This is a genomic window from Nocardia sp. NPDC057227 (assembly GCF_042669725.1).
GTDB classification, from domain to species: Bacteria; Actinomycetota; Actinomycetes; order Mycobacteriales; family Mycobacteriaceae; genus Nocardia; species Nocardia asteroides_A.
On sequence record NZ_JBHUXA010000004.1, the window covers coordinates 104,494 to 118,527 of the forward strand.

Annotated in this window: 13 protein-coding genes; 8 read left to right on the plus strand and 5 right to left on the minus strand. The window is 72.5% G+C overall.

From position 1 onward, the window contains the following. The first annotated feature begins 26 nt into the window (after positions 1–26). From ACFUJ1_RS08350 to ACFUJ1_RS08375, 6 genes are all read left to right on the plus strand, one after another. Entirely contained in the window at positions 27–2,024 is a 1,998-nt protein-coding gene (locus ACFUJ1_RS08350) for an ABC transporter permease (protein WP_378643942.1), read from the plus strand. Further along, positions 2,017–2,814: an ABC transporter ATP-binding protein gene (locus ACFUJ1_RS08355; RefSeq protein WP_378643944.1), complete on the plus strand. Its 798-nt coding sequence runs from the start codon at positions 2,017–2,019 to the stop codon at positions 2,812–2,814. The genes ACFUJ1_RS08350 and ACFUJ1_RS08355 overlap by 8 nt, the downstream gene beginning before the upstream one ends. Beyond that, positions 2,811–3,533, plus strand: coding sequence for an ABC transporter ATP-binding protein (locus ACFUJ1_RS08360; RefSeq protein ID WP_378643946.1), 723 nt, complete (start codon positions 2,811–2,813; stop codon positions 3,531–3,533). Before ACFUJ1_RS08355 ends, ACFUJ1_RS08360 begins: the two co-directional genes overlap by 4 nt. Before the next feature lie 82 nt (positions 3,534–3,615). Continuing rightward, positions 3,616–4,263: a TetR/AcrR family transcriptional regulator gene (locus ACFUJ1_RS08365; protein ID WP_378643947.1), complete on the plus strand. Its 648-nt coding sequence runs from the start codon at positions 3,616–3,618 to the stop codon at positions 4,261–4,263. Positions 4,264–4,426: 163 nt separating this feature from the next. Continuing rightward, positions 4,427–4,732 carry a hypothetical protein gene (locus tag ACFUJ1_RS08370; RefSeq protein ID WP_378643949.1) on the plus strand — a complete coding sequence of 102 codons (306 nt, stop codon included), beginning with the start codon at positions 4,427–4,429 and terminating at the stop codon, positions 4,730–4,732. Between the two features lie 156 nt (positions 4,733–4,888). Continuing rightward, positions 4,889–6,781: an alkyl/aryl-sulfatase gene (locus ACFUJ1_RS08375; protein ID WP_378643951.1), complete on the plus strand. Its 1,893-nt coding sequence runs from the start codon at positions 4,889–4,891 to the stop codon at positions 6,779–6,781. 31 nt (positions 6,782–6,812) lie between these two features. Here ACFUJ1_RS08375 and ACFUJ1_RS08380 read toward each other — a convergent pair whose 3' ends face one another. Together ACFUJ1_RS08380 and ACFUJ1_RS08385 are read right to left on the minus strand one after the other, a co-directional pair. Beyond that, positions 6,813–7,523, minus strand: a complete 711-nt coding sequence (locus tag ACFUJ1_RS08380) for a TIGR03943 family putative permease subunit (RefSeq protein WP_378643952.1) — start codon at positions 7,521–7,523, stop codon at positions 6,813–6,815. Next, positions 7,520–8,497, minus strand: coding sequence for a permease (locus ACFUJ1_RS08385; protein WP_378643954.1), 978 nt, complete (start codon positions 8,495–8,497; stop codon positions 7,520–7,522). The genes ACFUJ1_RS08380 and ACFUJ1_RS08385 overlap by 4 nt, the downstream gene beginning before the upstream one ends. Before the next feature lie 99 nt (positions 8,498–8,596). On the opposite strand from ACFUJ1_RS08385, the gene ACFUJ1_RS08390 reads away from it, so the two are divergent. Further along, positions 8,597–9,466 (plus strand): class I SAM-dependent methyltransferase, encoded by an 870-nt coding sequence (locus ACFUJ1_RS08390; RefSeq protein WP_378643955.1) that lies wholly within the window; start codon positions 8,597–8,599, stop codon positions 9,464–9,466. Here ACFUJ1_RS08390 and ACFUJ1_RS08395 read toward each other — a convergent pair whose 3' ends face one another. Genes ACFUJ1_RS08395 through ACFUJ1_RS08405 form a run of 3 tightly spaced genes read right to left on the minus strand, consistent with a single transcriptional unit; the run spans position 9,467 to position 13,436 of the window. Beyond that, positions 9,467–10,669 (minus strand): aminotransferase class V-fold PLP-dependent enzyme, encoded by a 1,203-nt coding sequence (locus ACFUJ1_RS08395; RefSeq protein ID WP_378643957.1) that lies wholly within the window; start codon positions 10,667–10,669, stop codon positions 9,467–9,469. Between the two features lie 5 nt (positions 10,670–10,674). Then, a complete protein-coding gene (locus ACFUJ1_RS08400; RefSeq protein WP_378643959.1) occupies positions 10,675–11,994 on the minus strand; it encodes a pyridoxal-phosphate dependent enzyme in 1,320 nt (439 codons plus the stop codon). Further along, positions 11,991–13,436 (minus strand): Y4yA family PLP-dependent enzyme, encoded by a 1,446-nt coding sequence (locus tag ACFUJ1_RS08405; RefSeq protein WP_378643960.1) that lies wholly within the window; start codon positions 13,434–13,436, stop codon positions 11,991–11,993. The genes ACFUJ1_RS08400 and ACFUJ1_RS08405 overlap by 4 nt, the downstream gene beginning before the upstream one ends. A gap of 206 nt (positions 13,437–13,642) precedes the next feature. On the opposite strand from ACFUJ1_RS08405, the gene ACFUJ1_RS08410 reads away from it, so the two are divergent. Continuing rightward, the gene (locus ACFUJ1_RS08410; protein WP_378643962.1) at positions 13,643–14,032 is read left to right on the plus strand and encodes a VOC family protein; all 390 of its coding nucleotides are present in this window, start codon (positions 13,643–13,645) and stop codon (positions 14,030–14,032) included. Positions 14,033–14,034 lie beyond the last annotated feature (2 nt).

Genomic DNA, 14,034 nt, shown 5'->3' on the forward strand with positions numbered 1-14,034 from the left:
GTCAGCTCAGAGAAGATCGGCATCACATGGCCCAGTTCCTGCAGTTCGTCTTTCTCGGCCTTTCGACCGGCGCGGTGTACGCGGTCCTGGCATCGTCGCTGGTCGCGGTGCACGCCGCGACGGGGATCATCAATTTCGCGCAGGGCGCCTTCGCGCTGTGGGCGGTCTACGTCGTGGCCGCGCTGCGCACCGACGGAACCTTCGTGCTGCCCGTCGGCAGCGTCTCGCTCGGCAGCGAGGACCAGCCGCCGGGCATGCTGCTGGCCGTCGTCCTCGGCGTCGGCTCGGCCGCCGTCTGGGCGCTGTTCGCGCACCTGGCGGTGTTCCGGCCGCTGCGGCAGGCGCCGGTACTGGCCCAGGTGGTGGCCTCGGTCGGGCTGATGCTGTTCATCCAGGCCCTGGTCGGGCTGCGGTTCGACACCGAGAACCTGTTCGCCCAGCCGATCCTGCCCGACGACACGGTGCAGGTCGCCGGTGCGACGGTGAATGTCTCGGACCTGATCCTCGCCGGTGTCGCGATCGCCGTCGCGGCCCTGCTCTACGCCTACTTCGGCCGCACGACCGCCGGTATCGCGACCCGCGCGGGCTCCGAGGACGAGCTCGCCGCCCGCCTCACCGGCTACTCCCCCGATCGGCTCGCCGCCATCGTCTGGGTGCTGACCGGCGCCGCCTGCGGCCTGATCGGCGTGCTGGCCGCCTACACGATCGGCCTGAACGAGACCAGCTACACCTTCTACGTGATCCCCGCGCTGGCCGCGGCGCTGGTCGGCCGGCTGGCCTCGTTCGGCGTCGCCTGCGCGGCCGGGCTGCTGCTCGGCTCCTTCCAGGCGGTCATCCTGTGGGCCGATTCCAAGGACGTCTTCCCGAACTGGGCGCAGGCCGGGCTCGGCGACGCGGTGCCGTTCGTCGTCGTCATCGTCGCGCTGTTCCTGCTCGGCGGGCGCATCCCGGCCCGCGGTTCGCTCGGCGCGGTGAAGATGCCCGCCGTGCACATCCCGCGCATCCGGGTGCTCCCGACGGTGCTGGTCGTGGCGCTCGCGGTCGCCGCGATCGTCTTCACCACCGGGACGTGGCGTTTCGGCGTGGTCACCTCGATCATCCTGTCGCTGATCGCGCTGTCGCTGGTGCTGCTCACCGGCTACCTCGGTCAGATCTCCCTTGCGAGTATGGCTTTCGCCGGGGCGGCCGGATTCGCGCTGTCCAAGCTGGCCGACAGCTGGAGCGTGCCCTTCCCGCTCGGCATGATCGCGGCGGCCCTGGTCGCCACCGCGCTCGGTGTCCTGGTCGGCGTACCGGCCCTTCGCATCCGCGGTGCGCAGCTGGCGGTGGTGACGCTGGCCGCGGCCCTGGCGATCCAGAGCTTCGTGTTCAACAATCCGTCGCTCACCCCGGCGCAGGGCAACCTCATCGCCGACCCGGCGCTCTTCGGCATCGACCTCGGCGTCCGCGAGGGCACCGACCTGGTGACCCTGCGGTTCGCGCTGATGGTCCTGGTCGTGGTGACGATCTGCACGCTGCTGGTCATGCGGATCATGGGCGGCGCCACCGGGCGCGCCCTGCTCGCCGTGCGCTCCAACGAGCGCGCGGCCGCCTCGGTCGGCATCGACGTGGCGTCCACGAAACTCCTCGGCTTCGCCGTCTCGGCCTTCCTCGCCGGGATCGGCGGCTGCCTCATCGGGTACAGCCGCGGCCAGCTCTCGGCGGCCTCGTTCACCGTCATGATCGGGCTGACCGTGCTGGCGATGACCTACGTCGGCGGCATCACCTCGGTCTCCGGCGCGTTCATCGCGGGCACTGCGGGGCCGCTCGGGGTCGGCTACGTCTTCCTCAACCAGACCCTCGAGCTGGGCGAGTACTACGAACTCATCGCCGCGGGCGTGCTGCTGCTGATGGCGGTGCTCAACCCGGTCGGCGTGGCCGGTGCGATCGCCGAAGCGCGAGATCACCTGCGGACGGTGACGGCACGCCGATCCGCACCCGCACCGAGCGCCGACGCGAAAGAGAGGACAGCGGCCCATGTCTGACACTCTGTTGCGCACTGAAAAGCTCTCGGTGCACTACGGCGGCGTCGTCGCCAACTCCGGCATCGACATCACCGTCGGCTCCGGCGAGATCGTCGGCCTCATCGGCCCCAACGGCGCGGGCAAGACCACCTTCGTCGACGCGGTCACCGGGTTCACCGAGGCCACCGGCGCGGTCACCCTCGAGGGCACCCGGCTCGACCGGCTCGGCCCGCACCGCCGCCGCCGCGCCGGACTGGCCCGCACCTGGCAGGCGGGCGAGCTGTTCGGCGACCTCACCGTGGAGCAGAACCTCGCCGTCGCCCTGCAGCGGACCGGCGTGCGGTCGCTGTTCACCGATATCCTCGGCCGCTCCGCACCGCCACGCGACACCATCGGGGCAGCACTGGAGCTGGTCGGGGTGCCCGGTGTCGGCGACCGCCGCCCCGGCGAGCTGACCCTCGGCCAGCAGAAACTGGTCGGCGTCGCCCGTGCCCTCGTCGGCGGCTCCCGGGTGGTGCTGCTCGACGAGCCCGCCGCGGGCCTCGACACCCACGAGAGCGTCGAGTTCGGGCAGCACCTGCGCCGGGTGGCGGCCTCCGGCATCGGCGTGCTGCTCATCGACCACGACATGCAACTGGTGCTCGACATCTGCGCGCGGCTCTACGTACTCGACTTCGGCGTCGTCATCGCCGGCGGCGAACCCGCCGCGATCCGGGAGGACCCGAAGGTGATCGCCGCCTACCTGGGCACCACGAGCCACGGCGACGACCCCGCTGCGACCACCGCCCGACCGGCAGGAGAGAGCGAATGACCAGTCCCGCACTGGATCTGGCGGCGATCACCGTCGGCTACGGCGGCGTGCCCGCGGTCCGCGACCTGGACCTGCGCGCGCGGCCCGGCGAGATCCTCGCGCTGCTCGGCCCGAACGGCGCGGGCAAGACCACCACGCTGCTGGCCGCCGTCGGCGCGCTGCCGCTGATCGCGGGAACCATCACGGCGCTGGGCGCACCGCTGGATCGGCGGGTCGAGCGCAATGCCCGCCGCGGCGTGATCCTCGTCCCGGACAGCCGCGGCGTCTTCCACCGGCTCTCCGTCGAGGACAATCTGCGGCTGGCGCGGCGCAGGAACAGCCCGGCCATCGACGACGTGCTGGACTACTTCCCCAAGCTGCGCACGCTGCGCGCACGCGGCTGCGGCACCCTCTCCGGCGGGGAACAGCAGATGCTGGCCCTGGCCAAGGCGCTGCTCTGCGCGCCGAAGGTGCTGCTGATCGACGAACTCAGCCTCGGGCTCGCCCCCATCGCGGTCGAGGAGCTGCTGCCGCGGCTGCGCGAGATCGCCGACGACCAGCACATGGCCGTCGTCCTGGTGGAGCAGCACATCGAGCTGGCGCTCTCGATCGCCGATTCGGCGCTGGTGCTGCATCACGGCCGGGCCGCGCTCACCGGCTCGGCCGCCGAACTGCGCGGGCGCCGCGACCGGGTGGAGGCGGCGTACTTCGGTACCCTCGAGGACGCCGCGGGGAGCTGACACCGCCTGTCGTTTCGGGTGGCGGGTCCCGCCCGGAACGACAGGAACGGAGTACGTCATCGACGCAGCGAGGGAGGGGACCGTGGCCGAGTCCGGACGGCGGCGCAGCACCCGCAACCGTCCCACCGACGCCCAACTGCTCGACGCGGCCTGCGCGGTGATGGCCGAGGTCGGCGTCGACCGGGCCACCATGGACACCATCGCCCAGCGCGCCGACACCTCGCGGGTGACCCTCTACGCCCACTTCGGCTCCAGGGACGCCCTCGTCGACGCCGTGCTCGAACGCGAACTCGAGAAGCTCACCACCTGGATGTTCGAGATCTACGACCACGGCGAGACGATGCAGTACGGCCCGCGCGCCGCGTACTCGATCGAATCGCTCTTCGACTACGCGCGCCGCCACCCCAGTGGGTTCCGCGTCCTGCTCGACAACCGCTACGCCGACACCCACCCGGTGCGGCGGCTCTCCGCCACGCTCGAACCGCGGATCGCGGAACGGTTGCGCGCCAACTACGCCGAGCGCGGCACCCCCATCGACGGGGGCGCCGAGACCCTCGCCGCCCTGTTGCTCGGCATCAGCCTCGACGTCGCCTACCGCGCGGTCATCGTCGACGGCTCGGACATCACTGTGGCCTGCGAGCTCGCCGTCACCGCCTCGCTGGCGGTGTTGCGCGCGGTCGAGCCCGCTCAGCTGCGCGCCCTGGACGCCGACCGGCCCCGCGCACGCTGATTCGCACGTGTCGGGATACCGGTCAGCCGCCGCGACGATTCAGCTATCGGACGTAAATGTCTGGGGCACAGTAAGTTCGGGCACGCGGCCGGGAATGTGCCGAGCTACCTTCGAAGGGCGCCGAACGCGCCGCGGCCGAACGGCCGACGAGAAGGGAAGCACCATGAAACGCATACTCTCCAGCGCGATGGCGGTCGCCGCCATCGCTGTCGGCTTCGCAGCGGCGACCCCGCAGACCGCGCAGGCAGTCCCCGGTTGCGCGATCAGCTGGTGGGACCAGAACGCGCTCGGCGTCCAGTGCAACGGCGGTTCCTACGCGCAGTTCCGGATCAGGGCCCTGTGCAAGAACGGCCAGTGGTCGCCGTGGGGTCCGTGGGCCAACCGCCCGGGCCAGGCCTACGCCTACTGCAACGCCATCGGTCAGCAGATCGCCAATCCCAACTTCAACTACCAGCACCAAACCCGCTGATCCCGCCGCACACCCTCCGACCGGCAAGCCGGGCCCCGGCGCGCCTCGCCCGAATCGGGTGCGACCCGGGGTTCACCCGGAACGGGTGAGGCCGGTGACCGGCCGCGCCGCCGAGACTGGGACGCACACCCAGCCGCGCCGTCCGTGGAGGAAGCCATGTGCCCGAAGGAACCGACCTCGTACACCGCCGCGGCGAACCGGGCGGCGGTCCAGCGCTACGCCATGGACGACCGCCGCGACTTCGACGACGCCAGCCGCGGCCTGATCGCCGAGCTGCCCGGCGCCTACACCAGCGCCGACGGTGCGGTCGCCTTCGACCCCGCCGCCTTCGCCTACCTCGCCGAGGCCGGGGACGAGGCGCCGGACTCGGTGGAGCCGAGCCTGTGGCGGCAGAGCAGGCTGATGGCGCGCGGCGGGCTGTTCCGGGTGACCGATCGGCTCTACCAGGTCCGCAACAACGACATCGCCAATCTGACCGTGGTCGAGGGCGAGAGCGGGCTGGTCGTGATCGACTGCATGGCCGGGGTGGAGGCGGCCAGGCAGTCCATGGCCATGATCCGCGAGCACGTGAGCGACAAGCCGGTGGCGGCGGTGATCTACACGCACACCCACATCGACCACTACGGCGGTGTGAAGGGCGTGGTGGACGCCGACGACGTGGCGTCGGGCCGGGTGCCGATCGTGGCGCCGGGACTCGCCTTCGACAAGTACGCCATCGGCGAGAACGTGGTCGCCGGAAACGCCATGGCCCGGCGCAGCTTCTACGCCTTCGGCGCGCTGCTGGACAAGAACCCGCTCGGCCACATCACCTGCGGGATCGGCACCGACACCGCGAAGGGCGTCACCATCTCCTACCTCTCCCCCACCGACCTGATCACCGCGACCGGGCAGCAGCGGGAGCTGGCCGGGATCGAGTTCGAGTTCCTCTACGCCCCCGACACCGAGGCGCCGGAGGAGATGCACATCTGGATCCCGGAACTGGCCGCACTCACCTGCGCGGAGAACGCCAACCACTCGCTGCACAACATCCAGACCCTGCGCGGCGCCCGCACCCGCGACGCCCGCAACTTCGCCCGCTATCTCGACGAGACCCTGGAACGCTGGGGCGATGCCGCGCAGGTGCACTACGGCCCGCACACCTGGCCGGTGTGGGGCACCGAGAACATCGCCGCCCTCCTCGAATCCCAGCGCGACACCTACAAGTTCATCCACGACCAGGCGCTGCGGCTGGCCAACCGCGGCTACACCCCGCTGGAGGCCGCCGAGATCCTGGAACTCCCCGCCGAACTGGGCCGCGACTGGCCCAACCGCGGCTACCACGGCACCCTGCACCACGACGTGCGGGCGGTCTTCACCAAGGAACTCGGCATGTGGGACGGCGACCCGGTCTCGCTGCACCCGCACCCGCCGGTCGAGTCGGCGCGGCGGCTGGTGGCCTTCGCGGGCGCGGACCGCATCCTGGCCGAGGGCCGCCGGGCCTTCGACGAGGGCGATTACCGCTGGGCCGTGCAGATCCTGCACGCGCTGGTCTTCGCCGAGCCGGAGAACACCGAGGCCAAGCAGGTGCAGGCCGATGCCTACGAGCAGATGGGCTACCAGTCCGAGGGGCCGCAGTGGCGCGGGATCTTCCTCTCCGCGGCGAAGGAGCTGCGGGCGGGCACCCAGCCGCCGCCCTACGTCACGGCCAGCACCGACAGCATCCTGGCCATGCCGATCGACCTGCTCTTCGACTTCGTCGCGGTGCACATCGTCGGCGAGCGCGCCGCCGACGCCGACATCCACCTGAATCTGGATTTCACCGACGCGGGCGAGCAGTGGAACACCTGGATCCGGCGCGGGGTGCTCAATGCCAGGCGCGGGCACTCGCCGAAGGCGCAGCTCACCCTGGCCGGGCCGAAGCAGGCGCTGGTCGCGGCGCTGCTCCGGCCGGACGCGGTGGCCGGGCTGCCCGCGGGCGCGCTCCGGCTCACCGGCGACGAGGGCGCGCTGACCCGGCTCGGCGGGCTGCTGGACAGTTTCGATCCGGCCTTCCCCATCGTCACACCGTGACCCGCGCAGTTCTCGGAGCCGGGCAGCGCCGTCAGCGGGCGTATTCGTAGCGCATTTCGGGTATCTGGATGCGGTGGTACCCGACCACCCGCACGGTCGGGGCGAGTTCGGGGTCGCGCCGGGCACTCGCTGGCTCGACCAGTCCCCGCACCTCGATCCAGGCGTCGTCCTCGATCTCCTCCGGCAACCCGGCCAGGTGCACGTACACATAGCGGGCATCGGCGACGCAGCAGCTGATGACGACCCGCACGAGATCGGCCTCGGCACCCCCGGGCCGGGCGACGAACCCGCTGATCCGCACCTCCCGCCCGTCGAGCGACCCGGAGGTGTCCCACACCGCCCGCCGCACGAGATCCACGATCTGCAACCGCGGCGCCTCCCCCGCCCGCAGCGACGGCAGGGCGCGCTGGGCAGCACCATCGGCGGGTTCGGCGGGGCGCACCGCGGACCCGGTCACCAGGACTTCGGCGCCGAGGGCGGGCGGCGCGACGAGCAGCAGCGCGGTCACCGGGACGAGCAGCAGCCAGGGCGCGCGGCCGTGGCCGTGCGGCAGGTCGCGCCCGCCCCGCCGGATATCGCGGGCGATGGCGACCAGCGCGAGCACGACGAAACCGGCACCGGCGGCCAGCAGGAACGGGTACAGCCCGGCTTTGACGTAGCGCAGGTAGCTGCCGTCGAGCGTGATCACCAGGACGGCGGCGCCGACGAGCAGGAGCAGCAGGTTCTCGGTCTCCCGCCTCACAGGAACACCAGCCCGGCCGCGGTGCCGCACGCCACCGCGACCGCGAAGGTCAGCGGCGCGAACCGGATCGCGAAGGCTCGACCGAAGGTCCCGGCCTGCATGGCGAAGAGCTTGACGTCGACGGCGGGGCCCACCACCAGGAAGACCAGCCTGGGCAGCAGCGGCAGCGCGGACATGCTCGCCGCCACGAAGGCATCGGCCTCCGAGCACAGCGCCAGCAGCACCGCCAGCACCGCGAGCACGAGCACCGCGAGCGCCACCTGCCCGGCGAGGTGCTCGTACCAGTCCGGCGGGACGGCGACGTGCAGCAGTGCCGCCGCGGCGGCCCCGAGCACGAGGAAGGCGGCGGCCTGCAGCAGATCGTGCCGAGCCGCCTCGGTGAAGGTTTCCCACCGGGTGCGCCCCGCGGCGTGGTGCGGGTGCGCGGGTGCGGGCCGCATCCACCCGGGCTGCCCGAGCCGCGACCACAGCAGCCCCATCACCACCGCCGTCGCCAGCGAGCCGGCGAACCGCGCCGCCACCATCCCCGGCTCGCCCGGGAACGCGACCGCCGTCGCGATCAGCACCATGGGGTTGATCGCGGGCGCCGACAGCATGAAGGCCAGCGCCACCGCGCCCGGCGCGCCCTGGTCGGTGAGGCGCCGCGCCACCGGCACCACGCCGCACTCGCAGCCTGGCACCGCCGCCCCGGCCAGCCCGGCGACGCCGATCGCGGCGGTCTCGTTGCGCGGCAGTACCTTCCCGAGCACGCGCGGTGAGACGAACGCGGCGACCAGCCCGCTCAGCACCACCCCGAGCACCAGGAACGGGACCGCCTGCACGAAGATCCCGGCGAAGACGGTGCACGCGGCCCGCGTCCGCACCGACGCGGCGACCGCGTCCGCCAGCAGCCCCTGCGCGAGCACTCCGGCGACGACCAGCCCGGCGAGCAGCCAGGTCGACGACACCCGGCGCGCGCCATTCCGCGCGACCACGGCGCACCCCCTCCGGAAGATCGACTCGCCGAACACTATCCGACCGGCGACCCGCGAGCCGCCGACACACTGAAAATCATATTCAGTAATATCGCCGCCGTGACAACCAGCCAGCAGCAGCGGACCGGCAAGCCGGGCACCGGCACCTCGACCGACGATCCGGCGGCAGCCGAGGCGGTCTACCTCGACGCGACCAGGCAGCTGCTGGAGCCGCTCGGGGTGCGCGACGGCGATGTCGTTGTCGATGTCGGCCCCGGTGCGGGCTCGGCGACGGTCGCGCTGGCGCGGGCTGTCGGCGAGCGCGGGCGCGTCTACGCGGTCGATCTCGACCACTCGATGCTCGAGGCGACGCGGGCGGCCGCGGAGCAGGCCGGCCTGGCCGACCGGATCCGCCCGATCTGCCACGACATCGAGGACGGGGCGCCGCCGCTCCCCGAGCCCGCCGACGCGGTCTGGTCGTCGTGGTGCGTGCACCACGCCCGCGACTGGGATGCCGCCGCTCGCGCGCTGCTCGGCCTGCTGCGCCCCGGCGGGGTGCTGTGCCTGGCCGAGGGCGGGCTGCCGACCCGCTGCCTGCCCTGGGACATCGGCATCGGGCGCCCCGGGCTCGAGGTCCGGCTGGACGAGGCGCACGACCGGCACTTCACCCAGTGGTTCTTCGGCAGGCCGGGCGCGCGGCGGCCCGCGCGCGGCTGGGCCGGGATCCTCACCGACGCCGGACTTTCCGAAGTCACCGCGTTCACCGCGCTGGTCGACATCCCGGCCCCGCTGAGCGCCGAGGTCCGCGCGGTGGTGCTGGCCGAGCTGGCGGCCCGGGTGCGCCGGGCCGGGCCGTTCCTCACCCCCGACGACGCCGCCGCCTGGGCCGAGCTGCTCGATCCGGGCGCACCGGCCTGGCTCGGCCACCGCGCCGACCTCACCCTGCTCACCGCGCGCACCGGGTTCCGCGGCCGCAAGCCGGAGCGCTGATCAGCTCGGCATCTCCGCGCAGCGCCGGACCACCGCGAGCACCCGGTCGATCTCGTCCGGGGTGTTGTAGACGTGCACGCTCACCCGCACCGCGTGGTCGCGGGAGTCCCGCCCGGCCTGGCAGTGGCTGTCGGCGCGGACCATGATCCCCTCGTCGGCGAGCACGAAGCCGAGGTCGTCGGAGCGGACCCGGGCGTGCCGGAAGGTCACGATGCCCTCCCGGCGCTGCACGGGCGAGCCCACGGCGAGGCTGTCCTGGCAGCCGAGCACCTCGACGTCGGGGAACCGGCGCAGCCCGTCGGTGAGCCGGGCGGTGAGCGCCGTCGTCCAGGCGAGGATCTCGGGCAGCCCGGCGGCGTCGAGCCAGTCCAGCGCCGCCGCGAGGCTCACGATCCCGGCGGTGTTCGGGGTGCCGCGCCAGCCGCCGAGCTCGAACCGCGGGCCGAGCCGGTTGCGCGCCCAGACCGCGCCGACCCCGGGCAGCGCGAGCATCTTGTGCCCGGAGAACACCACGAAATCGGCGTCGAGCTCGGCCACCGACACCGGCCGGTGCCCGACGGCCTGCGCGGCGTCCACGCAGATCGGCACCTCCGGCCCGACCGCGGCCCGCACCCGGTGCAGGTTCATGTCCGCGCCGAACACGTGGTGCACCTGGGTGGCCGCGACGAACCGGGTGCGCGGGCCGACCAGCGCGGGCAGCGCGCGGTGGTCGTAGTCGCCGGAGGCCGGGTCGACCGGCAGCGCCTGCACCCGGATCCGGATTCCGCCGCGCTCCAGCCGGTCCCGCAGATCGAGCCAGGGCCGCAGGTTCGCCTCGTGGTCGCCGAAGGGGACGATGATCTCGTCGCCGTCGCGCAGCTGCCCGGCGAGCCAGTCCCCCGCCACCGCGCGCAGCCCGCCGCTGGTGCCGTCGACGAACTCGACGGTCGACTCGGTTCCGGTGTCGCCCAGCGCCGTCCGTACCCGGTCCCGAGCGGTTTCGATCCGGGCGGTGGTCGCGGTCCCCCACGGGTAGGCGCCGCGCGCGGCATTGGCATTGCCGGTGGTCAGGTACTCGGTGACGGCGTCGAGCACCGCGGTGGGCTTCTGGGTGGTCGCGGCATTGTCGAGGTAGGCGAGATCGGGGTTTCCGGCGATGATCGGGAACTGCGCGCGCAGGCCGCGCTGCCAGTTCGCCAGCCGGGTCAGGGTCGAATCGGACACGGCGATCAGTCCCTCACCAGCGGTGCGCCCGCGTCCCGCCAGGCGACGACGCCGCCGCGCAGGCTGCGCGCGTCACGATGCCCCATCCGGGCGAGCAGGGCGGCGTAGCGGGCGGATTGCTCGCCGATGGGGCAGACCAGGAGCACCGGCCGGGATGTGCCGAACGGCAACCCGCCGCGGGTGAGCTCGCCGAAGAGCTCGTCGACGATATTGATCGAGTCCGGGATGTGCCGCGCGGTATAGGCGAAGGAGCCGCGCAGGTCGACCACGAGCGGGTGCTCCGCGGCGATCCACTCCCGGGCGGTGGCGACGTCGGGCTGGGGAACGGCGGCGAGCTCGGCAGCGGTGACGGTGCCGACCGAGTCGGCGCGCTCCGGCTGGTTGAACAGGTCGGGGCGGCGTTTCCGGATGTAGCTCAGGTAGCTCTCGACCCGGTCGCACACGATGAAGACGGCGGTGCGGCGCTCGGTGAGCGTGGCGTCCAGCGCGGTCAGGTGCCGCAGCGCGCCCGCGTAGGCGGCGCCGGAGGTGGGGCCGCCGAGGATGCCGCAGCGGCGGTTCAGCACGAGCATGCCCTCGATCGCCTCCTCGGCGGTGACCGCGTCGATGCTGTCGTAGTTGGCGGGGTCGAAGAGCCCGACCTCGTTGACCTCGTCGATGGTGCGGATGCCAGGGATGAAATCGCTCTTGGCCGCGACCAACCCGAGCACGGAGACCGCCGGGTTGCGCTCCCGCAGCAACCCGGCCACCCCGGTCGACGAGCCCGCGGTGCCGACGCAGGCGATGAAGACATCGGGGCCGTTGCCGCCCAGATCCTCGATGATCTCCGGCCCGGTGCCGACGCGGTGCGCGTCCCGGTTGCGCGGGTTGAAGTACTGGTCGGTGTGCAGGTAGCCGGTGCCGTCCGCGGCGAGCGAGCGGTACATGCGGGTCAGCGGGTCCTCGGTGTCGGTGGGGTCGAGGCACTCGGTGCGGCCGGGCAGCTCCTCGATCTGCGCGCCGAGCAGCAGCAACAGCTCCTTGACCTCGGGCACCCGCATCCGATTGGTCACGCTCTTGAACGGCAGCCCGTGCATGGCCGCGATCACCGCCAGCGCCTTGGCGGTATTGCCGCTGGAGAGCTCGACCACCGCGTCGCCGCGCTCGACGGCGCCGGGCAGCTCGTCGCGGACCATGTTCCAGGCGGGCCGGTCCTTCACCGAGCCGAACGGGTTGAGCATCTCCAGCTTGGCGTAGAGGTCGATGGTGGTCAGCCCGTGCACCTCGGGCGCGATCCGCACCAGCGGCGTATCGCCGACGACATCGAGAATGCTCTCGAACCTCACGATCGGTCACCTTTCCCCGGCCAATACTGCTCGTCGAGACACCAGCCCCAGCCACCCGCCGCGGGGTAGACCGCCACCGTGCGGGCCTCGGCCTGCATCAGCGCGGGGCCCGCGGCGAAATCCATGAAGTAGCCCGCCGTGTTCACGAAGGCGAGCAGGTCGCCCGGCGCGGGCAGCTGCGGCAGCACCACCGCGCGGCGGGTCAGGAAGTCGTCCTCCAGGCAGAGGTTGCCGCCGAGGTACACCGCGGCCGGTGCGCCTGGCCCGCGGCGCACCGGCAGCAGCAGCGGATCCATCAGCACGGCATGGTCTTCGATGCTGATGTCGCGCGAGTTGGCGGCGAGCCGGACCAGGGTGTCGCCGGTGTGCAGGGTGCGGACCTCGGCGACGCGGGCGAGGGTCAGGCCGCACTGGTCGGTGAGCGCGCGCCCGGGTTCGATGTGCAGGTCGTAGAGGTTCTCCAGCAGCAGCGTCGCCAGCGGCCTGCCCAGCGCGACGGATTCGTGTGCGAGCAGCTCCGCCAGGTAGTCGGCGCCCGCCAGCCTGCGGTGCGCCGGGTAGAGGCCGAGTGCGCCGCGCAGCGTTCCGCCCTCCGCGCGCAGCCCGTAGCCGTGGTTCTGCCAGGTCAGGGGCGGGCGCTGACCGAGAACCGCGCGGCCGAGCTCGGTGGTGTAGCGCTCCCAGTCCGGGCGGGCGGCCAGGTAGTTCACGCCGAAGCCGCCGCCGATATCGATGGCGGTCGGGGCGAAGCCGCGGGCGAGGGCGGCGCTCATCGCCACCAGGCAGCCCTCCAGCGCGAGCGCCTTCTCCTCGATGCCCGTGGTGTCGAGGTGGAAGGCGGTGCCGAGCAGCCGCAGCTCCTTCCGGTGGTGCTCGAGGAGGTCGAGCACGACGGGCAGTTCGCCGGCGTGCACCCCGAAGCGGCTCGGCCTGCTCAGGATCGGCACGCCGGGCGAATCGAAACCGCCGAACCGGATCATCACCCGCACCGGGTCGAGGCCGAATCGGGCGACGATCCCGGCCAGCGCGGACAGCTCCTGCGCGGAGTCCGCGCTCAGCACCGCGCCGACCCGGGCCGCGAGCCACAGGAACTCGGCGTCCTTGGGGCCGGTCGCCATGATCCGATCGCCGGTGAACCCGGCCGCGAGCGCGTGCCGCAGCTCCCCCAGCGAGGCGACGTCGATGCCGCAGCCGGTCGCCGCGAGTTCCCGGACCAGCGCGCTCGACCGGTTCGCCTTGTGCGCGAAGTAGATCGTGCCGCTCAGCCGATGTCGCTCGTAGACCGCGCCGAACGCCGCGGCGTTCTCGGCCAGCCGCTGCGGGAGGACCAGGTTCAGCGGCGAGCCGAGCGCCTGGACCAGCTCGCCGAGCCGCCCCGGGTCGGCGAGCACCTCGGTCAGCAAACCATCCACCCGTGGTCTCAGGACCAGATCCGCGTCCACGGCACCCCCTTCGAGCTCCACCGTCACGCCGCGGTTCAGGTGCAAACGATTGTCGTTCGTAACAACGATGTCCCGATTGCCACCCTCACCGCAAGTGCAAGAGGCAAACATCCAGCTCAGCGCTGCGGTCAGATCCTGCCTCCGGCAACGGGTTCGAGGCGCTGCGACAACTCGGCGAGGGGGCGCGGGGCTATGCTCGGTGCGTCATGATCACGCTGCTCGGTATCAACCACCGCACCCTCGCCACCACCGAACTCGACCGCCTCGTCGCCTTCTACACCGAGGTGCTCGGCGCCCGCGAAGCCTTCGCGCGGGCGGCGACCGCCGAAGCCCCGCGCATCGCCGTTCTCGATGTCGGCGGGGCCGATCATCTGATGATCGTCGAGACCGAGGACGCCGCGCCGGACGGCCTCGATCCGCTCGGGAACGCGGGGTGGGGGTTGCGGGTGGGGTCGCACGAGCAGCTGTGCACGGTGCGTGCGCGCATCCTGGACGCCGGGCGGCCGGTGGGGCGGATCGAGACGCTGCCGACGCAGTGGACGATGACGGCCTACGACCCGGACGGGCGGGCCGTCGACATCCGGGCCCACCGGTGAGC

What these genes read in the sequence shown, in the direction of transcription:
- ACFUJ1_RS08370 (WP_378643949.1), top strand. Translation starts at nt 4,427, where the DNA reads ATGAAACGCATACTCTCCAGCGCGATGGCGGTCGCCGCCATCGCTGTC.
- ACFUJ1_RS08350 (WP_378643942.1), top strand. Translation starts at nt 27, where the DNA reads ATGGCCCAGTTCCTGCAGTTCGTCTTTCTCGGCCTTTCGACCGGCGCG.
- ACFUJ1_RS08360 (WP_378643946.1), top strand. Translation starts at nt 2,811, where the DNA reads ATGACCAGTCCCGCACTGGATCTGGCGGCGATCACCGTCGGCTACGGC.
- ACFUJ1_RS08375 (WP_378643951.1), top strand. Translation starts at nt 4,889, where the DNA reads ATGTGCCCGAAGGAACCGACCTCGTACACCGCCGCGGCGAACCGGGCG.
- ACFUJ1_RS08355 (WP_378643944.1), top strand. Translation starts at nt 2,017, where the DNA reads ATGTCTGACACTCTGTTGCGCACTGAAAAGCTCTCGGTGCACTACGGC.
- ACFUJ1_RS08410 (WP_378643962.1), top strand. Translation starts at nt 13,643, where the DNA reads ATGATCACGCTGCTCGGTATCAACCACCGCACCCTCGCCACCACCGAA.